The 24,030-nt window shown below is 58.7% G+C and carries 20 protein-coding genes and 1 pseudogene; 5 read left to right on the forward strand and 16 right to left on the reverse strand.

What is annotated here, in order from left to right; translation table 11 throughout:
- Positions 1-47: 47 nt before the first annotated feature.
- The 13 genes and pseudogenes from EN859_RS27580 to EN859_RS27640 form a co-directional block, all read right to left on the reverse strand.
- Positions 48-833 carry an ABC transporter permease gene (locus EN859_RS27580; protein ID WP_127855886.1) on the reverse strand — a complete coding sequence of 262 codons (786 nt, stop codon included), beginning with the start codon at positions 831-833 and terminating at the stop codon, positions 48-50.
- Positions 834-866: 33 nt separating this feature from the next.
- Positions 867-1,811 carry a GDP-mannose 4,6-dehydratase gene (locus EN859_RS27585; RefSeq protein ID WP_245525720.1) on the reverse strand — a complete coding sequence of 315 codons (945 nt, stop codon included), beginning with the start codon at positions 1,809-1,811 and terminating at the stop codon, positions 867-869.
- A 38-nt stretch (positions 1,812-1,849) separates the two neighbouring features.
- The gene (gene gmd / locus EN859_RS27590; RefSeq protein ID WP_127855888.1) at positions 1,850-2,836 is read right to left on the reverse strand and encodes a GDP-mannose 4,6-dehydratase; all 987 of its coding nucleotides are present in this window, start codon (positions 2,834-2,836) and stop codon (positions 1,850-1,852) included.
- Positions 2,837-2,898: 62 nt separating this feature from the next.
- Complete coding sequence (locus tag EN859_RS27595; RefSeq protein ID WP_127855889.1) at positions 2,899-4,314, reverse strand: mannose-1-phosphate guanylyltransferase/mannose-6-phosphate isomerase; 1,416 nt, start codon at positions 4,312-4,314, stop codon at positions 2,899-2,901.
- Entirely contained in the window at positions 4,314-5,747 is a 1,434-nt protein-coding gene (locus EN859_RS27600) for a phosphomannomutase (protein WP_127855947.1), read from the reverse strand. Before EN859_RS27600 ends, EN859_RS27595 begins: the two co-directional genes overlap by 1 nt.
- A gap of 95 nt (positions 5,748-5,842) precedes the next feature.
- Positions 5,843-5,962: pseudogene (locus EN859_RS27605) on the reverse strand (VOC family protein); the annotation flags it as partial.
- Entirely contained in the window at positions 5,959-8,781 is a 2,823-nt protein-coding gene (locus tag EN859_RS40560) for a YfhO family protein (protein ID WP_348632948.1), read from the reverse strand. The pseudogene EN859_RS27605 and the gene EN859_RS40560, both read right to left, overlap by 4 nt.
- Before the next feature lie 6 nt (positions 8,782-8,787).
- Complete coding sequence (locus EN859_RS27615; protein ID WP_127855892.1) at positions 8,788-9,117, reverse strand: hypothetical protein; 330 nt, start codon at positions 9,115-9,117, stop codon at positions 8,788-8,790.
- A 66-nt stretch (positions 9,118-9,183) separates the two neighbouring features.
- A complete protein-coding gene (locus tag EN859_RS27620; protein WP_127855893.1) occupies positions 9,184-10,086 on the reverse strand; it encodes a methyltransferase domain-containing protein in 903 nt (300 codons plus the stop codon).
- Positions 10,087-10,099: 13 nt separating this feature from the next.
- Entirely contained in the window at positions 10,100-11,374 is a 1,275-nt protein-coding gene (locus tag EN859_RS27625) for a polysaccharide biosynthesis protein (RefSeq protein ID WP_210237728.1), read from the reverse strand.
- Between the two features lies 1 nt (position 11,375).
- On the reverse strand, positions 11,376-12,377 hold the full coding sequence (locus EN859_RS27630; RefSeq protein ID WP_127855894.1) for a glycosyltransferase family 2 protein: 1,002 nt from the start codon (positions 12,375-12,377) through the stop codon (positions 11,376-11,378).
- On the reverse strand, positions 12,374-13,273 hold the full coding sequence (locus tag EN859_RS27635) for an NAD(P)-dependent oxidoreductase (protein ID WP_189502262.1): 900 nt from the start codon (positions 13,271-13,273) through the stop codon (positions 12,374-12,376). The genes EN859_RS27630 and EN859_RS27635 overlap by 4 nt, the downstream gene beginning before the upstream one ends.
- Entirely contained in the window at positions 13,270-13,977 is a 708-nt protein-coding gene (locus EN859_RS27640; RefSeq protein ID WP_127855896.1) for a nucleotidyltransferase family protein, read from the reverse strand. Before EN859_RS27640 ends, EN859_RS27635 begins: the two co-directional genes overlap by 4 nt.
- 753 nt (positions 13,978-14,730) lie before the next feature.
- Here EN859_RS27640 and EN859_RS27645 point away from each other — a divergent pair.
- Together EN859_RS27645 and EN859_RS27650 are read left to right on the forward strand one after the other, a co-directional pair.
- Entirely contained in the window at positions 14,731-16,719 is a 1,989-nt protein-coding gene (locus EN859_RS27645; RefSeq protein ID WP_189502264.1) for a nucleoside-diphosphate sugar epimerase/dehydratase, read from the forward strand.
- Between the two features lie 198 nt (positions 16,720-16,917).
- Positions 16,918-17,472 carry a sugar transferase gene (locus tag EN859_RS27650; RefSeq protein ID WP_127855950.1) on the forward strand — a complete coding sequence of 185 codons (555 nt, stop codon included), beginning with the start codon at positions 16,918-16,920 and terminating at the stop codon, positions 17,470-17,472.
- Here the strand turns inward: EN859_RS27650 and EN859_RS27655 are convergent.
- The 3 genes from EN859_RS27655 to EN859_RS27665 are packed head-to-tail and all read right to left on the reverse strand — an operon-like array spanning position 17,444 to position 19,886.
- Positions 17,444-18,394 carry an NAD-dependent epimerase/dehydratase family protein gene (locus EN859_RS27655; protein ID WP_127855897.1) on the reverse strand — a complete coding sequence of 317 codons (951 nt, stop codon included), beginning with the start codon at positions 18,392-18,394 and terminating at the stop codon, positions 17,444-17,446. The two genes, EN859_RS27650 and EN859_RS27655, sit on opposite strands and share 29 nt — an antisense overlap.
- 17 nt (positions 18,395-18,411) lie before the next feature.
- Positions 18,412-19,695: an O-antigen ligase gene (locus tag EN859_RS27660; protein ID WP_127855898.1), complete on the reverse strand. Its 1,284-nt coding sequence runs from the start codon at positions 19,693-19,695 to the stop codon at positions 18,412-18,414.
- Entirely contained in the window at positions 19,692-19,886 is a 195-nt protein-coding gene (locus tag EN859_RS27665) for a hypothetical protein (RefSeq protein ID WP_127855899.1), read from the reverse strand. Before EN859_RS27665 ends, EN859_RS27660 begins: the two co-directional genes overlap by 4 nt.
- A 271-nt stretch (positions 19,887-20,157) precedes the next feature.
- On the opposite strand from EN859_RS27665, the gene cysD reads away from it, so the two are divergent.
- From cysD to cysQ, 3 genes are read left to right on the forward strand one after another with little or no spacing between them, the layout of a single operon-like run.
- The gene (cysD, locus tag EN859_RS27670) at positions 20,158-21,063 is read left to right on the forward strand and encodes a sulfate adenylyltransferase subunit CysD (protein WP_127855900.1); all 906 of its coding nucleotides are present in this window, start codon (positions 20,158-20,160) and stop codon (positions 21,061-21,063) included.
- A gap of 2 nt (positions 21,064-21,065) precedes the next feature.
- Positions 21,066-23,003 (forward strand): sulfate adenylyltransferase subunit CysN, encoded by a 1,938-nt coding sequence (gene cysN / locus EN859_RS27675; protein WP_189502266.1) that lies wholly within the window; start codon positions 21,066-21,068, stop codon positions 23,001-23,003.
- A 10-nt stretch (positions 23,004-23,013) separates the two neighbouring features.
- On the forward strand, positions 23,014-23,802 hold the full coding sequence (cysQ, locus tag EN859_RS27680) for a 3'(2'),5'-bisphosphate nucleotidase CysQ (RefSeq protein ID WP_189502277.1): 789 nt from the start codon (positions 23,014-23,016) through the stop codon (positions 23,800-23,802).
- Positions 23,803-24,030: the final 228 nt, after the last annotated feature.

Here is a 24,030-nt window from a genome sequence, read left to right on the forward strand (position 1 = left end):
ATTCGCATAGCGTTTCGACAGGTGACTGACGGAAAGCACGGTCATAATTACAGCACGTCGATGAGTTCAGGGCTTGCGCGCCGAAAGAACACGATCGCAAAGGCCATGCTCACGAGTCCCATTGCCGCTGGCACGATCAGGCTTTCCGGACTTGGCCAGCGGTTGAACAATAGTGCGTCCTGATACAGTGCCACCAACGGTACGATCGGGTTGAGATTAAGCACAAAGGCGTACTTTTCCGGCAAAACGTTGGCCGGATAGACAATCGGCGTCAGCCAGTACCAGAGCTGCAGCACGATTGTCATGACCTGCGCGATATCGCGGATGAATACGTTCATCACACCGAGGATTACGCCAAGGCCAAAACCAATCGCCGCGATCAGGACGATCCCAATCGGCAACAGGATCAATGTGCGGCCTGGCAGATGCCCGAGGAAGAAAAAGATGATGAAAAGGGCGCACAACAGCAGCAGGTGATTGATCAGCGCCGTGCCGCCGACGATGATGGGCAGGCATAAACGCGGAAAAACGATCTTCTTCATCACCGGCGCCTGTTCGATGAAGACGGTCATGCTGCGGGTGAGAATCTCGCTGAACAGCGTCCACGCCGCCATGCCGGACAGAAGATAGATCGGATAAGCTGCGGGGCTGTCTGTGTCTGGAAGCCGCGCCTTGAGAACTTCTGAAAGTACGATCGAGAAGATGAGCGCCTGCGCAAGCGGGTGAAGAATGAACCATAGGCCGCCAAGACGCGACCGCACGAAACGTCCCTTCAGATCGCCTCTGATGGAGGAAATGATGAAATGGCGATACTGCCACAGGCTTCGGAACATGTGCTCGACCTTTTGCACGCTGCGGTGGTGGTGTCAGCGGGCGTTACATACCTCGAGCCAATATCCGAAAACATCGGCTATTGTCTGCTCGAATGGCACCAGAGGCTTCCAATTCAGCCGATCGCGTGCTTTTGACGCATCACCCGACGCGAAGGGAATGTCGTTCGGGCGGAGTTTTTCCGGGTCGACGCGCACTTCGATATCGATGCCCGACTGCGCGATAAGCGTATCCAGGATATCCCGGATTTTCCGAGGTTGTCCGGATGCAATATTGTAAACATGGTCCGGTTCGGCATCCAGGTCGTCAATCGCGGAGCGCGCGTATGCGCGCACGACGTCGCGAACATCGAGGAAGTCGCGCTCGGGTTCGAGGTTTCCCACATGAATGACCGGCTCGTTTTTGCCGGATACGATCTCGGCAACCTGGCGCGCGAAGGCTGAGACCACGTAGGCATCGGACTGACCGGGGCCGGTGTGATTGAATGGGCGAAAGCGAACGGCATGCAGACCGTCATAGGCCATTTGCCCGATCATCAGATCTGCAGCCGCCTTGGTGGCGCCGTAGACGGTCATCGGCCGAAGCGGTGCTGTTTCCGTCACCGGACCGGCCGCACTCAGGAACGAAGCGCCATAGGCTTCCGAACTTCCGACATAAACGAACCGGGCCTTCGGCGCATGGCGCGTCACGGATTCCGCAAGGTTCATCGTTCCCGTAACATTGACGTTCCAGGCATGTCGTGGCGCGCTGCGTGCATCGGAAGGCACCGCGACCGCCGCCAAATGAATAAGCGCGGTGGGCTGTACCTTACGGACGGCTGCGTCGACCGCTTCCCGGTCCAGCAGGTCGATGGCGTTTTGTTGTCCTTCGCCGTGACCGAACGCAAACACCTTGCATTCACTGTGGTCCCGCTCCAGCAGGTGCAACAATGCCGAGCCGACAAACCCGCTTGCGCCGGTTATCAGGATGCGATGCGTCAATCTATCGGCCATAACGCAAAAAGCGCTTTCTGCTCAATTCAGTGTCTGACCAGGTTGCTATGACGTTCGAGGTCGGCATCCACCATTTCACGGATCATGTCTTCCAGCGAGGTTGTCGCTTCCCAGCCTAGCTTCTGCTTCGCCTTTGCGGGATTTCCGAGCAGAATTTCGACTTCGGCCGGCCTGAACAATTCCGGATCTATGACAAGATGGTCATCAATTTTGAGCCCGACGTGTTCGAATGCAATTCGACACATGTCGCGCACCGTCGTCGTCCTGCCGGTCGCGACGACGTAATCATCCGGCTGGTCCTGCTGCAGCATCAGCCACATGGCGCGAACATAGTCCTTCGAATGACCCCAATCGCGCTTGGCATCGATATTTCCGAGCCGCAATTCCCTAGCCGTGCCCTTCTTGATGCGCGCGACCGCATCCGTGACTTTGCGGGTCACGAATTCAATGCCTCGAAGTGGTGATTCGTGATTGAACAAAATGCCGCTTGAGGCATGCATGCCGAAGCTCTCACGATAATTGATTGTTATCCAGTGACCATAGAGCTTCGCCACCGCGTAGGGGGAGCGGGGATGAAAGGGGGTAGTCTCCGATTGCATGGGTTCCTGGATAAGACCGTACATTTCCGACGACGAGGCTTGGTAAAAACGGGCCCCGGGCGATTCCAGGCGCAGTGCCTCAAGAACATTGGTCACGCCTATGCCGGTAACGTTCCCCGTCAGGATCGGCTGCTGCCACGATGATTTGACAAAGGACTGGGCGGCGAGATTGTAGACCTCGTCCGGCTTCACGTCGCGAATCGTTCGAGCCAGGCCGGATAAGTCCGTCAGATTTCCGTCGACGATCCTGACATCTTTCTCGATACCGAGCCATTTCAGGCGCGTGGTGTTCACGTCGGCGGTGCTCGATCGCCGGGCAAGCCCATGCACCTCATATCCTTTGGAGAGCAGGAGCTGTGCCAGGTAGGCGCCGTCCTGCCCGGTGATGCCGGTTATCAAAGCTGTCTTCGTCATGACACTCTCGATTGAATTTGATGGGTTAGGTCCGCGCGTCACAGGCCGCGGTCGTCGGGCTGTCAGCTACGGCCGTATATATCTTCGAAGCGCACGATGTCATCTTCGCCGAGATACTCGCCGCTTTGAACCTCGATCATCACCAGGCCGATGCTGCCGGGGTTCTCGAGCCGGTGTTTGTGGCCGCACGGGATATAGCTCGATTGATTGGTGGTCAGGAACAATTCCTGGTCGCCGTTGACTATCTTCGCAGTGCCGCTGACCACGACCCAGTGCTCGGAGCGATGGTAGTGCATCTGCAGACTCAAGCGCCCGCCCGGCTTCACCTCGATGCGCTTGATCTTGAAGCGATCGCCTTCCTCCAGAACCGTGTAGGTGCCCCAGGGCCGGTGCACCGTGTTGTGAAGTAAGTGCGCTTCATGTCCCGCAGCCTTGAGCCCCTCGAAGAGCTTCTTGACGTCCTGGACCCGATCGCGTGATGCAACAAGCAATGCATCCGGGGAGTCCACGATGACCAGGTCGCTGATGCCGACTGTGCCGATGACTCGTTTGTCCGAGCTTATATAACTGCCCACGGTGTCGACTACGTGGACATCGCCGCGAATCCTGTTGCCGCTCCCGTCAGCGGCGATCAGTTCGGCCATTGCGTTCCACGATCCAATGTCATTCCACCCCATTTCGCAGGGAACGACAGCAAGATTGTGGGTCTTTTCCATCACCGCACGGTCGAGTGAAATACGAGGGGCCTGGGCGAAGTGCTCGGATGAAAGTTCGATATTGGCAAAGTGCTCGCCATGGCTGACGCGAGCGTTCTCGTAGCTATCGAGGACGGCCTCAATCACCGCAGGGCAATGTAACGCCATTTCGTCGAGCATGACCTGCGCCTTGAAGCAGAAGATGCCGGCGTTCCAGAAGAAACGTTTGGACGCGAGGTAGGATTTGGCAGTCTCGATGTCCGGTTTCTCGACGAACCGGACAACTTTCTCACCGTCGGCCTCGATGTAGCCGAATGCCGTGTCTGGCCTGTCCGGAGTTATGCCCAGGGTTGCGATGCGCCCCTGCTGGGCATGTTCGATTGCCCGGCTCATAGCGGCTTGAAATGCCGGCAGATCGCCAATCATATGGTCGGCGGGAAAAATGCATAAAATCGCGTCAGGACCCTGTGCTGCCTTGGCATGGACAGTCGCCGCAGCGACGGCGGCGGCGGTATCCCGGCCCTCTGGCTCAAGCAGAAAGGTGCGCGGCAGAACAATAGAATCGAGTTCGTCGAAATCGTCTTTCGTAAGGAAGAGGTGCCCCGTGGACGTCACGGTAACAAGCTCGACGACGTCCTGTATCGAGGCTGCGCGCAACACGGTGTGCTGGATGAGCGAATGTCCATCGGCTACCTTGAGGAAAGGTTTGGGATGCGCTTGCCTTGAGGCGGGCCATAGCCGCGAACCGGCTCCACCGCTGATGATGACCGGAACCACTTTCATCAAATGCCCTCTATTTCGTCTGTAATCGCGAATGCCTGCGCCCTTTCCAGCGTCAGGGCGACGACCGCTGTCGCCCGGCTTTCATTCGGACCCTCCGAGTAGCAGCGCAGTTCCGGGGCATTGCCGGAAGGCCGCAGATGTATGATCTCGCCCGTAAGCATCCGCGCTCTCAGGCCGTCGGTTTCGTCGACTTCGGCAACAGTCCCGAAGGGGGCAAGAAATTGCTGTAACGCGTCCCGGTTTGCGAGGCGATCCATCAATCTGCGCGAACTTTCCGCAGGGAAGTCTTGAAGGCGTTCACTCGCGCACACCGGAAGGTTCCAAAGCCCGCGCAGTCGCGACAGCTTCTTTTTTGTCGATGCCATGGTGCTGAGGACAGCCAAGATCGGGAGGAGTGAGTCTCGTGTCGGCAGCGCAGTCAAGGTCTTTCCGTTCAGTGTGCAATCCGACCCCAGGAGAACGCCGCCATTGGCCTCAAAGCCGACAACGATGCTGCCGGCACGGTGTGACGCCTCCATGGCTTCGATGACAAATGGTGACCCGACCTTTGTCCTCAGGACGTCGAAACCGAAAGCTTTCGAAATGCCCGAATTGGAGGTCACTGGCGTCACAATCGTATCTGCCTTCAAGAAGAGAGCCGTGGCGAGCCCAACCAAGTCGCCGCGAAACAGATCGCCATTCTCATCGGCGACAAGTGGCCGATCAGCGTCCGCGTCGGTCGACACGATGGCATCGAGATCGAATTCGCGGACCCATTCTTTCAATTTTGCAATCGTGGCTGCATCCACGGCTTCGGTATCGACAGGCACGAAGGTTTCGGTTTGCCCGACGGCGACCACGCTGGCGCCAAACGATTGAAGAACCTGCACCAACAGTTCCGCCGCGACCGAACTGTGCTGGTAGACACCAAGTCTCATGCCGGAAAGGGAGTCCGGCTCCAGCATGTCATTGGCGCGCTCTCGATAGGCGGCGATCGCTTCGTTATGGCGCATAGGCCAAGCCGTTCCCAGAGGGGCCGGTGGCAAGCAATACACATTTGATCTTTCGGCTACATAGTGCGTTATCGCGGCCTCGTCCGCCTTGTCGATTTCACCGTGCGGGCTATAGAACTTGATGCCGTTGCGATCAGCAGGGATATGCGACCCGGTTACCATGAGAGCCGCTGCATCGTGGTTGCGGGCGTATAGGGCCAGCGCAGGCGTAGGGATGGCACCGCAATCGACCGGCTGAAATCCACTTGCGGCCAACGCTACCATGCAGTTTTTGGCTATGGCCTGACTGCTGTCGCGCAAATCGCGACCTACGAAGACCGGACTATTCGACTGAACCCCGCTGGAAACCAAACGTCGGGCGAAAGCTTCAGTATAAAGTCCGCTAGGCCTTCCAGCCAATTCCGAAGCCAAACCTCGAACGCCGCTTGACCCGAATTTCATCATTCTGCTTTTGCTGGTGGAAAGGAAGGCTCGTAATATTGCAGTGGGCTATGCTGTCAACACCAAAATCGCAGAATCCTCTCTATCTTTCCTTCCTACTCTCCCCAGACCGCAAGCTCGTTGCCGGCCGGGTCGACGAAATGGAAGCGCCTGCCGCCGGGGAATGGGAAGATCGGCTTAACGATCGTGCCGCCGGCATTTTCGGCGGCGTCTAGCCCCAACCAAGCTGCTTGCCTCTAACAAAAAAGCAGCCTCCGAGAATCAGCAGGGCAATGAGACTGATCAGGCCTCCCAGCTTCAGACTTAAAGGATCTAATATAAGGGTTACTTCGCTCGTACCCGCCGGTACGACGACGCCCTGAAATGCGGCGTTAGCGCGGTAGAGTGGCACCTTTTCCCCGTTTACGTAGGCCACCCAGCCGGGGTGGTATGAGCGACTCAGAAAAAGGAATGAACGGGAGGATGCATCGACGCGCAGGGAAAGACGCGCGCCATCCTCCGAAAGCGGCGTGACCTTCCCTGTTTGTCCGACCGGAGCTGGAACTGAATCCAGCTTTGGCGCGATCCCGCCAACCAGCGCTACAGTGTCCGGGTCAAATGGCTGCCCATTGGGGAACATACCGGTGCGTACGATCTGCGCGGCAATGTCCGTCGGAGCCGATCGTACCTCCCTGACAAGCCATGCGAGCCCACCGGGTTTCGTTCGGAGTTTTGCGACCGACAGGTTCTCGTTTATCTTGCGAACAGTCGCGGAATTTCCCAGCTTCAGGACGTCGGGGTTCAGCGGATACACCGCCCCGTTCTCTGCATTAGTCAATTCGAGTTTCTTGACACTCAGAGCTCCGCCGTGGTTTCCCAGAAAGTGCAGCGCGAGCCGCCGGACTTGGATCGGGCCGGATGTCGCGAGCGGCAAATCCGCTTTGTACACATGGCCGCTAAAGCCGCCCGCGTCGAATGAACTCTCGATCGGCGCCCGCGCATGCTGGATTGCGTCTCGTACATCGGAGCGGTCATATGCCCATTCCGACGTGTCGCGTCCCGCGAGGAGAGCGGCTTCGTCGCTCTTTTTTTCCGGGGTGGCGTCAAAGGTGAGGACCGGGTCGCCATCGGGACGGGTTACCGAGCAAGACATGTTCGAGATAACTCGGATTCCCGTTGCTTCTACGGGGACAGGAAGATCAAATTCCAGGACTTTGTCGGCTGCTTCCGTAGAACACGAGCCAAACTCGAGACTGCCTGACATATCGCGGCTGAAGACGATATGAGTTATCCCAAGCACGCGCTGCAGAATGGGACTTGGAAGCTCCTGAATGAAACCCTTCGTATCGATTCCCGTCGCCTCTTGATAGGCTTTCGGCTCCATAGGACCATAGCCGCTGACCGATCGGAAGCCATAGAGAAGGCTCATATTCGGACGCAGCGCATCAGAGACGGTCGGATCGAGCATCGCCAGGAGGCGACCTTTTGAATTTGCCAGGTCGTTTTGCAGGGCGCTCCAATCCGTCGAAAGCGGCTTTTGAACTGGCGAGAGCCGCCATTCGTAATACCAGCCGAAGAGACCGACATCGACCGCTACCGCGGCAATCAGCAAGATCGCCCGGAAATAGCGGCCGCCCAGCTTGTTCCAAAACAAGAGGAGGCAGATCATTGCGACGAGGACGGCAAACGGCGGGAAAATCGCCGCATCAATTATTGTCCAGGACCCCACACCGGAATCGCGAAGCGCCTGCGCCCAAAGCGCTGACGAAAGCGTCAACAGCCCGGCCCCGATTGCAAGCCCGAGAGTGATCCCGCCGGCCAACGCAATATCGCGGGTTTTGAGTTCGCCACGCTGCAAATGAGCTGTTGCCATACCGGCCAGAACAGAGACCGCAAAAGTGAAAACCATTGCGCTTCGGGCGCTGGCGCGAAAGCTGTTAATGATGGGAATCTGATAAAAGAGATGGCCAAGGTGATTTTCACCGACTGTGGCCAGCAAAATTGACGCGATTGCTGCCGCAAGCCAAAACAGAGCATCATCATTGCGTTTCCGCGCCAAAATCCCGCAAGCGGCTAGGAACAGGGTTCCGAGGCCAGCATAGGTCGCGAGTTCGGTCTGATTGAGTGCTCCGAAGTAGGCTGTGGAGCCGTTTATTCCACCGCCATAAAGATACGGGAAAAAGAGCGTGGCGATCTGCCGAAGCGGCAATGAATACGAAACGAAATCCCCATACCTCCACGCGTCAGAACGGGCGCTGAGTTCGCTGAATTCCACGAACGGCAAGAGCTGAACAGCACATGCAGCCACGCCCAATACAACCATGCCTGCATAGGTGGCGGCCAGCGTGATTGCGGTGGTGGAATCGTTGGTGTAGGTGACCCACAGATTACGCAGGGCCAAGCCGCCGGCCAGCAGCATGGCGTAAACAAAAATCTGAGGATGGCCGCTCAGAAGGCACAGCGCGACTGCAAAGGCGCCAGTCACGAATCGGGCCGCCGTCCTGCGCTCGGCCAGCGCGTCTATCGACCATACGATAAGCGGCAACCAAGCTCCCGCATGTATGATGGATGTATGGCCAAGATGCCCCACCATAAAGCTGCCGGTTCCGTAGACTATACCCGCTGTGAAAGCTGCGATAACCGATCCGGACTTCCAGTGAACGTAGCCAAAGGTGAACGAACTTGCGACCACATACGCAAAGATGATGAACGCGTTGTAATCACGAAAGAACCAACGCGGTGGGTACCAAAGAAAGAACTGTGGATCGGCGAAGACCGGATAGCCTGCGAGGATGTTTGCTTCCCACAGGCGCCAGGGGATCGAAACAGCCGGATAATAAAAGACATACCCGTCGCCTGGGGCAAGCACTCTTCCCTCCAGAAGGGCTGGCGAGAAAAACAAGATATAGAAGAGTGTAAAGAAGAGCGCCGCGGATAGAAAAGGTAAGTACGTGGCGAAACCCGGCTTGGTGTGCATGCAAGGAGGCATTGTTCCGATGCGCGCGGCTTCAAGCTTCTGCAATTGGTTCTCCGGCGATCTTTGACGCATTGACATCACGATTCAGGTCCGAACAACCAAGACGATGCCGATAAAAATCAGGGCAATCCCACCGAGCCTCGCTAACGACAGCGTTTCCCCTAGCAGAAATGACGCTGCCAAGCTGGAGAAGACCAGCGTCAGGCCGATAGCCGTCGGGTATGCCAAGGTCAGATCGTGACGCGCTAAAATAACCATCCATATCAGAAAGCTGATCACGTATAGCGCGGCTCCCCCAATTACCAAGATCGCTGGTAGCCCTAGAACGAGTCCTTCACCCCAGTTGGACTTTGCGATTGGCAGCCACATTTTTATCACAAGCAAGCTCATCACGCTTGCAACCGTGTAGGCCATGAATAAAAGAACATCTTCCGATGGAACTCGCAAGCATTTCCCCTTATTCTGTTTAGGTTCTTGCGTTCAGCGCCGCCGCGCTATGACATACATTATGTCGAACAGGTTGATTGTGAGCGGCAGCTCGAACAATTGTATCTTCTGCAAGGCCGCGTAGATCGCGGGGCGCTTCATGCGCAGAACGAAAATATAATACAATACTGAACGAAGCTTCCGCGAGTTACCTGGATGGCTCACATGGATGACGTCGAAGCCATTACGATCCAGGAGCTTGCTGATGGTCGCTACCGAAAAGTAGTGAAGATGCGTCGGGGGATGGATCATCCGCCACTTCTTGCCTCGCAATCTTGCGTTCAGGCTTTCGATGTCACCAGTGGTCAAGGCGAGGATACCGCCGGTGCTCAGGTCTCTTGCAGCCTTGGAAACAAAGAGATCCGGACGTTTCAGATGCTCTATCGTGTCCCACATGGCGATGATATCGACGGGCCGGGGGAGGTCGAATTTGAGGTAGTCGCCACAAACCGCGTCAACTCCTCTTTTGCCCTGCGCAGAACGAACTGCATCGACCGAGATGTCGATCCCGGATGCCCGCCTCACAACGGGTGCGACTTCCTGTAAAAAGAAACCATAGGCGCAGCCTATCTCAAAAAGCTCCTTGTCGGCCAAATCGGGTACAAGCGAACGCAACGTGGAAATTCGATTCCGAAAGTTAAGTCGTAGGCTTTCTTCCTCGGCGATATAGTCCAAATACTCATTGCCGTGGAAATAGTCCTCACCGTAAATAGCCGCCAGTTCTTCGTCTGATATGTTGAGATTCGCCGCCACAAAACCGCACGCTTGGCAACGAACCAGGCCGGGAAGCCGGCACTCCTTGTAATCACTGCCGCAAACCACGCACGTTTTTGGCACCAGCGTTCCCGCTGCTGCACGCTGCGCAGGATGTTGCCTGTCCAGAGAAGGATTCGTCATCCCGTACGCCTGATCATAACCGCTGATCCAAGTTGCGGCCCGTCTCTATATGTCGAAAGTTAGCCAGCACGTCCGCAAAGATGCGAACGACCTCTTCTTTCCCGGTCGCGGAACTGGGGTTGTTGACCAGTTCGTCAAGTCTTTCGAACAAGTGACGATCCACTGCGGGCGTCGGTACGTGACGGAGGGCAGCAATCGACGCGAGGCCGATCTCAACTGCCTTTTCCCCGTGGCCGAGAAATTCCTCGTAGGGCTTCTCTCCGCTCGTATCCAGCGGTGTCAGCAAAACCGGCCAACGATCCTGCGCGGCGGCGGAATCGACCGCGTTTCGCGCTTGCTCTTCGTGATCGTAGAACTCGGGTTCAAACCCGAATTGTGCAAGAAACCTTGTCGCAATATCCTCCAGGGGTTGGAGATGGACCTCCGCCTCCATGTGAGGAAACACGATGTGCCTGTCAGGGGCAAGAAAAGCCGTGAGCAAACAGATTTCTGCGGCCTCGGCCTGCGTGACAAAGTAGCGACGGGTATCCCTGGGGACGGCAATTGGCTGGCGAGCAGCCAACCGAACCCCGAAGTTCTGGAGCAGGCTGCCGTTCGAGAAGGCGACATTTGCGAATCGAGCCGAAGTGGTTCGGCCATTCTCAGGTGCGCCGATGGCAAAGATCAAGTCTTCCATCAACCGCTTGCTGGCCCCCATCAGGCTGGTTGGGTTGGCCGCCTTATCTGTTGATACCGCAAAGTATATCGAGGCGTGTCCGTGGCGCTTCAGCGTTTCCTTGAAACGGGCATGGCGGACCAAGTTCGTATCTATCATTTGGAGAAGGGAGAAAATATCCTTCTCGGACCTAACATGCTTCAGCGCTGCGAAGTTAAGAACCGCATCGTAGGCACGCACATCCGCCAACAAACGCGCGGTAATTGGGCTCCCATAGTCTAGCGGGAAAGTGCGAAAATCCAGGCCGTCAGGTATGCCTTCTCGCCTTCCGCGGAGATTGCGGACCAGCTCGGCGAGATAATTTTCGCTATGATCGATTACGTGGATTGCTGCAGGTTGGAAGCGGGTAAGCAAGGCAGTCGTGGCCGATCCGATCGAACCGCCGCCGCCAACCACCAGAATGCGCCGGCCTGAGATCTGATCGAGCAATTTCGAGGAGTTCGCGGAGATATCGCCAGCAAAAAGCGACTCGGTGCGACCCGTGACCAGCGCATTAAGGTCGGCATCGGCTGAGTGGCGGGGAACGCGAATAGGAAGGTGGGTGGGCATGCCGATGAGAGCCTTCGATGTCATGTTAGCTCCGCTGGTCGCCGATGGCAGCCGAATCGAAGCCAGCTTCGTTGCTAAAATCGAAGCCCGCTTCCCTACTAATATGCCGTGAGACAACATAACGAGGACGATTCTTCACTTCGTCAAAGATCAAGCTAATATACTCCCCAAGAACTCCAAGGAAAAAAAGTTGAATCCCTCCGATAAAAATGACAGCGGCAAACAAAGAACTCCACCCAGGAACATCTACGGTATCCGTGAAGTACAAAGCGATTTGCGCCATTCCCACGATCAGGCTCAATATCGACAACGCCAAGCCGACGCCAACACAAAAGCGCAGTGGTACCTTCGAGAAGGAACAGATGCCATTTAACGCGAAATTGAGTAGCGTGGAGAGACGGTATTTTGATCGGCCAAGGGTGCGAGCAGCTGGCACAAACGGAACATAGTCAACCCGGAATCCGACCCATCCGACCAGTCCGCGCAGGAAAGGATTATGTTCGCGAACCTCGTTTCGGAAGATCTCGACAACACGGCGTGACAGCAATCGGTAGTCCGCTGCGCCTACTTGCAATCCGACGCCACCCAGCTTGCGGAACAACCGATAGAACCAGCGCGACGTCATCCGTTTCAGCACATGTATTTCGCCGGGGTCTTGACGCACGGTCTGAACAATATCGGCTCCGTCAGCCCATCGCCGAATAAGGTCTGGGATCAGCTCGGGCGGATGCTGGAGATCGCTGTCCAGCATGATCACTGCCTCGGCGTCACTTCGGTCCATGCCTGCCACCAACGCAGCCTGGTGTCCAAATCTCCGCGACATAACGAGAAGCTCAACGCGCTCGTCGGCCCGTGCGATCGCCTTCAAGATAGCCTCTGTCTGATCGCCCGAAGGGTCGAGCACGTAGCGAACGCGAAACCGGTGGTCGTCTCGGTGGCTATTCAGCACGCCCATCAGCCGCTCATGGAATAAGCGGATCGCCTCTTCTTCCCGGAAGACCGGACAGATTATGTCGATTGTTTTCATGGCTGACCCATGCTCCCGATGAGCCTTTGCAGACCAGTTTCAAGAGATATACGCGGTTCCCAGCCGACAGCAGCTCGCAACGCGGTAATATCCGCTACGACCGAGTCAATTTCGTTTCTCCGCCGCTGCTCGGTGGATCGGTACGGCTTCTCCACCCCGGCAGCCGCCATGGCCGCCTGGATGATTTGTTCGACCGAATAAGCAAGACCGCTGCCGATGTTGAAAACGGAGCCTGACGGTGCGCTTGAGGCCGCCAAAATCGCGTCGATCACATCGTCGATATAGATGTAGTCCCGCTTTGGCGCCAAGTCTTTTACCTCGACAGCCGGTCGCCCGCGATCGAGTATTTGCGTCACTATGAACGGCACGAGAAAATCAGAACTTTGTCCGGGGCCATACGTATTAAAGAGCCGGAGCGTGACACAGGACACATCGTAGTACTGAACGAAGAAGCCGCAAACCTCCTCGGCGACTCGTTTCGAAAAAGCATAGGGATTGTTGGCTGTGACAGGGTGATCCTCGGCAATGGGCAGGTGCTGAGGCAGGCCATAAACGTAAGCGCTGAGAAACGTGATGGCGCAGCCGGATCGCCGGCACTGGTCCAGCACGCGCATCGTGCCGAATGCATTCGTCTCGAAGAAGTCGAGCGGCTGTTCCCAAGCCCTTGGCACGCCAGTCAATCCAGCCAAGTGGAATACCCGGTCCACTCCCTCCAACGGGATTTCGTCGTGGCAGACATCAAAACCCCGACTGCGCGAGAGTTCGAGCACCTCCACGCCTGCCGCGTGCAGCCGCTGGACGAGGTGATGCCCGATAAAGCCGCTGGCGCCCGTGACGGCGACGCGCTTCCATCCTCGCGCCGGCTCGGCGCCGGACTGGGGAATGTCTATGATCACAAGTTGAGCACCTTTGACAGATTGGGCCAGTCGTCGGTAGCCTTTTGATAGTCTTCCGGCCGGCCGATATCCAACCAGTAACCCTTATGTTGTCGGACAGTTACCGGCAAGTTGGCTGCCAAGAACCGGAGGACGAGATTATCAAAACCGTACGGTTGGTCCTCGGGAATTGTGGCAACCACGGAACGGTTCAGGCAATAGATGCCCATGCTTACCAGATAGGGAATGCTGGGCTTCTCCTCGAAGCCACGGAGCTCTCCGGACTCTTGCACGTGCAAGACGCCGTAATCAATTCTCTGCTCCCGCTTCGCGGCCGATATCATGAACTGGCAGCGATCCTCAACATGCCGTCGATAGAATGCGCCATAGTCCATGTCGGTCAGGATGTCCCCATTCATCACAAGAAAGTTCTCGGGCAGGTCAGGGATGAGCCTCAACGGGGCCATCGTCCCCAGGGGGCGGGTTTCCAGCGAGTAATCAATCTCGACGCCCCATTTCGAGCCATCTGCGAAATAAGCACGCAGAATGTCGGCCTGATGATTGACGGCGAAAGTCAGGCGATCAAAACCGCTTCGGGCAAGCTGTCGGACGATAATCTCCAGGATCGGAGTATCGACGATCGGCATTAAAGGCTTGGGTAGTGATACAGTGTAAGGCCACAGTCGAGTTCCACGTCCCCCCGCCAGAATTACCGCTCTTGCCATCCTCGCGTCCCTCTGCAATTCTAACGGAGCGGCCGATCCCTCCAGACTGCGAATTCCGGCGGTCTATATCGGCTGATCCCCACACTGGCAAGGCTGCCTCCGCGCCGGGAGGCCGAGGAAATCGCTATAGCGACTGAGGCTTCCGTCGTCATCGTGAACTTGCTGGTCGGAACACTCGGTGATGGCCTTTCTGGATTCCGAGTTCCTGCTAGCATCTTTTCATTCCGCAATGGCTTCGCCCGGGCTGGCACTGCTGATCGGCCCGGAAAAGTCATGGCAGTCGGCGTCATGCCCTTTCTCAACGGCGACCTAATCAAGCTGGCCGCTCGCCGCACGCCCGGTGCCGGCCGTCTGGTCGCTGCTGCCGAAACGCCCCTGATTTCTGATTGAAAAACATAGCGGCAGACGCCTTACCTGCCGGCATTTCTTATAATCAGGGATATGCAGAATGTTAGCAAAGCACCTGCCGGTGAAGCGATCGCAGATCACGCCAGCGATTCGCCTGCTTTTCGGTCCGTTTCGTCTCACCTGCAGCCATCATGCGGGTTTTGCGAACGAAACCCGGTTGGAAAAGTGCGCAATGCCATAAAAAACCCGTTTCCAAAAAATATCTGGCGATGCCCCCAACTCCGCGCTATGCGATACAAAGCGGCGGGGCAGAGGGTTGGCACTCTAAAACAGGTGTCGGTGACAGATTCGATCCGGCGCCACTTTAGTGTCCGTCTCCTTGCGCCTGGAGTACAGTACTACCCGATGACATCATATGTAGGAGTCGTTTCCGGACTTCGGCCGAAGATGCGGCGCGCCATCATCATGATCCAGGACATCGTCATGGTCCTGGTCGCGGTGGCGCTCAGCCTGGCTTTGTCGCAGTCGAAGCTTTCGTTCGAGGCGCTTTCCTTTACCGGGCTGGCATTCTGGGCGAGCGTCATCGTTCTCAGCCATGCGCTGTTCAGATATTGCGGCCTCTACAACACCGTGTGGCGGTTCGCCTCGACGCCGGACTTCTTCAACATCCTGAAGAGCTGTGCGATCCTGACTGTCACTCTCTATGGCGCCTCGCTCCTGGTTCGTTCCTTTCAACCTACGACAGGCCTCAATGAGCGCCAGTTCATCGTCTTCTTCCTGGTCTCGTTCACCATCATCTCGGCGCCCAGGCTCTACTACCGGTTTCTTCGCGAAGGCGCGAGCTGGCGGATTCTGAGCCGCGGCGCCGACAAGGCGCTGACCAGGCAGGCGCTGTTCGTCGGCAGGCTTAGCGAGGCCGACGTGATCATCCGCTTCACCCGCACCGCGGAGCCGGCGGAATATTCCATCGCCGGCATCATGGCCATCGAGGACGGAGCGCCGCTGGGCACGCAGATCCAGGGCGTGCCGGTGGTGGGCATCCGGCCGCATCTGGTTGAGATCCTGGAGGAGTACGCCAAGGGCACCGAAAATCTCGACCTGCTGATCTTCGGCAATGGCGTCGAGCGCGAGATCGACGACTATGCGGAACTGGTTCGCGTCGCCCGGCACAGCGGCATAGCCGTTGTGCAGTTCTCCGGCTTTTCGGAACTGGGGCAGGCGGGCAAGCTGGTTCTCGACGCCGTCGAGATGGAAACGATCCTGCGCCGCTCAACGGTGCCTTCCGACATCGAACGCATCGGCGCCTTTGTCAGTGGCAAGCGCGTCCTGGTCACCGGGGGCGCCGGCTCCATCGGCCGCATATTGGTCAAACGCTCGCTGGAGCTCGGCGCCGGGGCTGTCCTGGTCGCCGATATCTCCGAGTTCGGAATTTTCCAGCTCGACCAGTCCATCAACGAAAAGGACCATGAGCGGCTCAAAAGCCGCATCATCGATGTCACCGACCGGCGCCAGATGACGCGCGCCGTCAGCGAATTCAGGCCGGATATCATCTTCCACGCCGCCGCGCTCAAGCATGTGCCGCTGCTCGAGGAAAACTGGGAAGCAGCCATCCAGACCAACATTTTCGGAACGCTCGTCTGCGCCGAGGTTGCCGCCAAATGCGGCGTGCCGCAGTTCCTGCTTATTTCGAGCGACAAGGCGGTGGACCCGACCTCCGTGCTCGGCGTCACCAAAAGGGCCGCCGAGCAGATTGTCAGCTCCTTGCACGAAACGCATGGCATTGCGCCAAACGGTCGCCGTTCCGGCACCAAGTTCATCGCCGTGCGGTTCGGCAATGTGTTCGGCTCCAACGGCTCGGTGGCGACCATCTTCCAGGCGCAGATCGAGGCCGGTGGCCCCGTCACCATCACCGATCGGCGCATGACGCGCTATTTCATGACGGTGGCCGAGGCCGTCGACCTGGTCATCATGGCGGCGACGGACGCCCACTCGCGCCACGGCAAGGACGACTATGCCATCTACATGCTCGACATGGGCAAGCCGGTGCCGATCCTTGAAGTCGCCGAAACCATGATCCGCATGGCCGGCAAGAGCCCCTACACCGACATTCCGATCCGCTTCACCGGCATCAGGCCCGGCGAGAAGCTGCACGAAACGCTGCAGGGCGAGAATGAAGAGATCGTCACGCTCGACATCGCCAAGATCTTCGGCCTGAGGACCGATGTCGTGGCATGGCCCAGGATCCAGGCCGCGCTGACGGCGCTGCAGGCGGCAATGCGGGATCAGGACAAGGCGTCAGCACTTGCCATGCTGGCGGGGCTCAACCAGGCAGAAAAGCTTCCGGCCGCGCCGCGCCAGGAAACAACCCCGAAAACAGTCGAACAAGCAGGTTAGCGTGTCCCGAGTGGCTGCGATTGGACATTGAAGCCAGCCCGACAGCCGTACATGTGATTATAGACCAGTGAGCAGACAAGATCAGCGCGTGGCCGTTCTGCTGGCCACGAAGGATGGCGCGGCCCGGCATTCATCGGCGGCCGGTTTTACACCATGAAAGGACTTCCGTTGTTTGAACAAGGCATTGCCCCGATGGCCATGAAAGGAGCCAAGCGAGCCTTCGATCTTGTCATGGCAGCCTTGTTGCTGGTGGTGACCTCGCCCGTGCTGTTGCTTGCCATGCTGGTTATCAGGGCATCGTCGCCCGGGCCGGCACTCTTTTCCCAGATTCGGGTCGGGCAGAATGGCGTGCTGTTTCGCTGCCATAAGGTGAGGACGATGTATCAGGGAACGCCGTCATTGCCCTCGCACGAGGCACCGGAAAATTCCGTAACCGTCATCGGAAAAGCGTTGCGCAAGTTCAAGATCGACGAGTTGCCGCAGCTCTGGAACGTCCTGAAGGGCGAGATGAGCCTGGTCGGGCCCCGGCCATGCCTGCCGACGCAAACCGAGTTGATCGAGCTCCGCAGGCGTTTGGGTGTGTTGTCGGCGCTTCCGGGCATAACCGGCCTGGCCCAGATCCGTGATATCGACATGTCGGACCCGAAGCTCTGCGCCGAAACCGATGCCGCCTACCTGCAAATCGCCTCGATCGGCTTCGATCTTCGGATTCTGCTTGGAACAATTATCGGGCCTGAGCAGGTCCAGATTTAGCAAGCCGCGCCATTTCGGTGAGCCGCGCGATCGTATCGGTTTCCGGCGCCCAGCCCTCCGAGATAAGCAGCGACGGATCGCAGATCTGCGTTGCGGTAATAGTGTCCCAAGATTTGCCTTTACCCAGCAGGGTTGCAGCCGCCCGCATCGGGCCGGCCGGCATCGCAAACAGCCGCGCGGGCCGTCCAAAACCTTGCCGAAAGGCAGCTATGATTGCCGCCATCGAGGTGGCAGGCTCGTTGCCACCGACATAGACAGGACGAAGCGGCTTCGAATGAGTCAACAGGTGCAGGATCGTGCGTGCCGCTGCCTCGCGTGACATCAGCGAGCGCACACCTGTCAGGGCCGCTGCCGGCAGGGGCAGCGCGGTGTCGGCCAGCCGCATCAGCGTCGCCAGGTTTCCCTTCATGCCGTCCCCGTAGATCGGCGGCAGCCTCAGCACAGCGGCATCGGAACGGCCTGATGACGCATAGGCATCCAGCGCCTTGATCTCGCCTTCGCGTTTCGAGCGGCCATAGTCGCATTGCGGGGCAGGGGCCGTGGCTTCGTCAATCGTTCCGCTGAACCCGGGTCCGGCGACTGCCCGGATCGAAGACAGATAGATGAAACGTCCGCTTGCCCGCGCGGCCGCGGCACGCGCCAGCTGCGCGGTCAACCCAACATTGACGGCGCGGTAGTCGGCTTCGCTTGCGTTGCCCGCATCGTTGTTCAGCGCGGCACAGTGAACGACGTCCGTCACGTCTTGCATGATTGCCAGGAAGGCTTCAGCCGGCGCGTCGATATCAGGCAGCAGCACGGCGTCGTTCGCCGGATCGAGCGTCTTAAGGCGGGAGGCGGTGCGGACCTCGATGCGCGCCCGGCGAAGCTCCCGGACGACAAGGCGTCCGATGAACCCTGTAGCGCCCGTGACCAACACCTTCATTGCCTTGCCCGAAGCCGCTATCTGGCAGCCGATGTCACTGGACGTGCCTGTTGCTGCGCCAGCGGCAGGTGGTGCCCCGATGCAAGATATGTCCCCGAAACCAGGAAGACCATCAGTACCGAATCCAGAATGTCGTGGCCGACCAGAATGCCGGTCATGCCGCCCGTGAGATAGGTGATGACGGTGACGACGATCATCGTGGCGCCGAGCCTTTCGAGCGGATCTGCGCTGGTGCGCAACACCCTGGCCGCATTTGTGGCGGCAACGACGAATATCGCCGCCAGGGTGATCGCTCCCAGGATTCCGGCTTCCACCAGTGCGGTCAGAAAACCATTGTGGAAATGGCTGAAACCGTGGGCCAGGCCGAACTGCTCGTGGAATCCCTGTTTTATCAGCAGCGGGGTCGCGCCTACCCCGTGTCCGAACAACGGCATGTCACGAAATGCTGCGAGGCCGATATGCCAAAGGGCGACGCGCAATCCCAGGGCCGTCGTATAGTCGCCCTTCGCCTCGAGCGCATCCCAGTCGGTGACGAGCAAATCCCCGCGCTCGGATATGATGGGCAAGCCGAAGACGGCGATCACGATACCGATTGCGGCGACCATCAGCAGCAGGCGAAGGAAATTCCGGCCGGTGAGCCCCCGCCAGTTGATCAGGAGAACGGCGATGCCAGCGATCAGCATCGCCAGCCAGATGATCCGCGAACCCGAATAGATGATGGCGATCGTCCCGGCCAGCGCCGCGCAGATGAGCAGGCTCTTGGTCTTTTCGATGCCCGACAGGGCGCCGGCCAGGCAGATCGTGGCGCTGAGGCAGGTGACCGTCGCGAATACGATGGCGTTTCCGGCCCCACCCTCGGCCCTCATGCCCAGCCAGTGGTATTGCATAATTGCCAGTAGCAGGGCGCCGAAGCATGCCGCCGTGCTGCTCAGCATGACGATGCGCGCAAGCGTGGTTTTCTGGGTAATGCTCCAGGTCGAATACGAAAACGGGAAAAACAGGAAGGTAATCAGCGGCACGAGATGCGACGCGTCCCTGGCAATCGAGTTGTTGACGATGGACGCGAGGATATTGGCAGCGCAATAGGCATAGATTGCGACAGTCATCGCAACCATGGGCTGGTCGATATTGAAGCGCCTTCTCTTCAGCGCAATCAGAAGGACGGACCCCAGGCCGCCGCCATTGAACACAAAACTGACGGCCGATCCCAGGACCGGCGGGGAAAAGAAGCAAAGAATGGAGAAGTAGTTGTTAACTCGGGAAGGCGTGAATTGATCTCTTATCGAGGAAAACCGGTTCAATGCTGTTGCTCGCCTTCTTCGGGGTCTTTGGGGATGGCCTTTTCGACCGTGCCTGGCGCGATGGTCTTCGGGGCGCAAGCTGCATCACGAATGGCAGTTGTTTCAATGGCCGGTATAGCGGCTGAGCACGATTTTCGATAGTGCGGCAAGGCGGCGCTGCCATCAAAAATCGGCAGTGCTGCTGCTGACATCTATCCTTGCTCGTCCCAGGCAATATTTTTCCCGCCTTTCTGAAGCTCACCGACCGCTGAGCAGGAATTTGCGGATTTTTGCCATCGCATGGAAAATTCATTCCCGAACCATGCTGCGGCAAGCTTGTCTTGCATTGTTCTGGACAAGTGCGATCTGCTAGAACGCCGGCACGAAATCATAATGTCCAGAAGTGAAGCTTGAACCGGGCGGCTGAACCTGCGCCTGATGCAGATGCAAGGTCTGGACGGCACGAGAGAACGCTCACAGTCCATGAATATCGCGCTTACGCATCTGCAGCGGCTTGAAGCCGAATCCATCCACATCTTTCGCGAGGTTGCGGCGACCTTCGCCAAGCCGGTCATGCTCTATTCGGTTGGCAAGGATTCGTCCGTGCTGATGCATCTGGCGGTGAAGGCATTTTATCCCGCCAAGCCGCCCTTTCCCTTTCTTCACGTCGACACGACCTGGAAGTTCCGCGAGATGATCACCTTTCGCGACCAGATGGCGCAAAAGCTCGGCTTCGATCTGCTGGTCCATGTCAACGAAGATGGCGTGCGCGACAATATCAATCCCTTCGACCATGGCTCGAACACCCACACCCATGTGATGAAGACAGTGGCGCTGCGGCAGGCGCTCGACAAATACGGCTTCGACGCAGCCTTCGGCGGGGCGCGGCGCGATGAAGAGAAGTCGCGCGCCAAGGAGCGGATCTTTTCCTTCCGCAACGCCCAGCACGCCTGGGATCCGAAGAACCAGCGGCCGGAGATGTGGAAGATATTCAACACCCGCATCGCATCAGGCGAATCGATCCGCGTCTTTCCGTTGTCGAACTGGACCGAGCTCGACATCTGGCAGTACATTCTCCAGGAAGACATCCCGATCGTGCCGCTCTATTTCGCCAAGCAGCGACCGGTCGTCGAACGTGACGGCATGCTCATACTCAAGGACGACGACCGCATGGAACTGCGCCCCGGCGAGACGGTGGAGAACCGGCTGGTGCGGTTTCGCACGCTTGGCTGCTATCCGCTGACCGGCGCGATCGAATCGGATGCCGATACGCTGGAGGCCATAGTCGGCGAGATGCTCACCGCGCGCACCTCGGAGCGCCAGGGCCGCCTCATTGACCGCGATGAAGCCGGCTCGATGGAAAAGAAGAAGCGCGAGGGGTACTTCTGAGCATGCGCCACATCATGGCCGAGAGCCTCGCCCGCACCGACGGCATTCGCGACTACATGGCGGCGCAGGAGAAAAAGTCGCTGCTGCGCTTCCTGACCTGCGGTTCCGTCGACGACGGCAAGTCGACCCTGATCGGGCGCCTGCTTTCGGACACCAAGCAGATATTCGAGGACCAGCTCGCCGCCCTCGAGCGCGATTCGCGCAAGCATGGCACGACCGGTGACGACATCGATTTCGCGCTGCTGGTCGACGGCCTCGAGGCCGAGCGCGAGCAGGGCATCACCATCGATGTCGCCTATCGCTTCTTTGCCACGCCGACGCGCAAGTTCATCGTTGCCGACACGCCCGGCCATGAACAGTACACCCGCAACATGGCGACGGGCGCATCGACCGCCGATCTCGCCATCGTGCTGATCGATGCCCGCCAGGGCGTGTTGCGCCAGACAAGGCGGCATTCGATCATCGCCTCGCTGCTGGGCATCCGCCATATCGTGCTGGCCGTCAACAAGTTCGATCTCGTCGGTTTCGACAAGGCAACCTTCGAACAGATCATCGAAGACTACCGGCAGTTCTCGCGCGCACTCGGCTTCCAGACGATCGTGCCGATCCCGATGTCTGCCCGCTACGGCGACAACGTGACCAGCCGCTCGGCCAATACACAATGGTATTCCGGCCCGACGCTGATCGAACATCTGGAAACCGTGTCGGTCGATGAAGCCGCGATCGAACTGCCGTTCCGGTTTCCGGTGCAGTATGTGAACCGTCCCAACCTCGACTTCCGCGGTTTCGCCGGCACGATCGCGTCGGGTTCCGTTGCGCCGGGCGACGAAATCGTTGTCGCCAAATCCGGCAAGTCCTCGCATGTCAGGCGCATCGTCGCGCATGGCGGCGATCTTCAGCAGGCGGTGGCCGGCCAGGCCATCACCCTTGTCCTCGACGACGAGGTCGAGGTCTCGCGCGGCAACATGCTGGTGTCGCCGGCGGCACGTCCGCAGGTCGCCGACCAGTTCGCCGCCAACATCGTCTGGTTCGATGAGCATGCCCTGCTGCCGGGCCGCTCCTACATCCTGCGCACCGAGACCGACCAGACCAGCGCCACCGTCACCGAGCTGAAGTACCGCGTCAACGTCAACGACTTTGCCCATGAGGCGGCCAAGTCGCTCGAGATGAACGAAGTCGGTATCTGCAACATCTCGACGCGGTCGCCGATCGCCTTCGATAATTTCGCCGACAACCGCACCACTGGCGCCTTCATCCTGATCGACCGCATCACCAATGCCACGGTCGGCGCCGGCATGATCCTGCATTCGCTGCGCCGCGCCGAAAACATCCATTGGCAATCGCTTGATGTCGGCAAGCATGGCCGCGCCGACATGAAGAACCAGCGGCCGGCCGTGTTCTGGTTCACCGGGCTCTCGGGCTCCGGCAAGTCGACCATCGCCAACCTTTTCGAAAAGAAGCTCTTCGCCACCGGCCGCCATACCTATATCCTCGATGGCGACAATGTCCGTCACGGCCTCAACCGCGATCTCGGCTTCACCGACGCCGATCGCGTCGAGAACATTCGCCGCGTCGCCGAAGTGGCGCGCCTGATGGCCGACGCCGGGCTGATCGTCATCGTCTCCTTCATTTCGCCGTTCAGTGCCGAGCGGCGCATGGCGCGCGAATTGATGGCCGATGGTGAATTCGTCGAGGTGTTTGTCGACACGCCTTTCGAGGAATGCGCCAGGCGCGACCCGAAGGGCCTCTATGCGCGGGCACTCAATGGCGAGATCAAGAATTTCACCGGCGTCGATTCACCGTATGAAGCTCCGGAAAACCCCGAAATCCATCTCAAGACACTCGGCAAGTCGGCCGAGGAGATGGTAGAGGCCCTGGAACTCTGGCTGAACGAGCGCGACATTGCCGAAGACCAATACGACAGCGGCGGCGGCATCTGACGACGAAGCGATGCTCGGTATATTCGAACGCCTTGCCCTGGAGGCCGGGCGCGAGGTGATGCGCGTCTACCGCACAGGCTGCGCGGTCGACCAGAAATCCGACAGTTCGCCGGTCACCGAAGCCGATCGCGAAAGCGAAAAGATCATCCTTGCCGGGCTGCGCGCCGCATTCCCAGGCATTCCCTGCGTAGCCGAGGAAGAAGCCTCGGGCGGGGTGGTGGCGACCGATCTTGGCGACACCTTCTTCCTGGTCGATCCGCTCGACGGCACCAAGGAATTCGTCAACCGCAGGACCGATTTCACCGTCAACATTGCGCTCGTTCGCGCCGGCGTCCCGGAAATCGGCGTCGTCTTTGCGCCATGCACCGGACGCTTCTTTTCCGGCCGGCCGGGCAAAGCGGAATCGATCGAGGTCAATGACGACTACCAGATCGTCGGCCGCCGGCCGATTTCAGTCAGGGCAGGCACGGCGCCGCTGACCATCGTCGCCAGCCGGTCGCATAACACGCCGGAGACCGAAGCCTATATCCGCTCGGTCGGTGCCGCCGAGCTCGTCTCGGTCGGTTCGTCGCTGAAATTCTGTCTTGTCGCCAGCGCCGAGGCCGACGTCTATCCGCGCTTCGGCCGTACCATGGAGTGGGACACCGCGGCAGGTGACGCGGTGCTGCGCGCCGCCGGCGGCATGACGCGCACGCTTGACGGCAAGCCGCTGGCCTATGGCAAGCGCAAGCAGCGCGACGACGCGGATTTCGCCAATCCGCATTTCATCGCCTGCGGCACGGCAGCCAGGCCAACCTGACGATTATAGCGTCGCTGGCCCTAGGGGGCCGCCGGCCGCTCCTCAAAAAGCTACGGCAGCAGGATCGCTGCGCAGGTCGTCTGCCGCGCTTCGAGCCGGCGGTGCGCCTGGACCAGCGGCATGCGAACATGGACCGGGGCCTTCTTGCATACCAGTTCGGCGTTTCGGGCGAGCCGGCCGTGCAGATGGCGGTCATGCCACGGTGCTGCGCCCATTGCATAAGGACGA

The organism is Mesorhizobium sp. M00.F.Ca.ET.216.01.1.1, from assembly GCF_004010325.2.
Classification (GTDB): domain Bacteria; phylum Pseudomonadota; class Alphaproteobacteria; order Rhizobiales; family Rhizobiaceae; genus Mesorhizobium.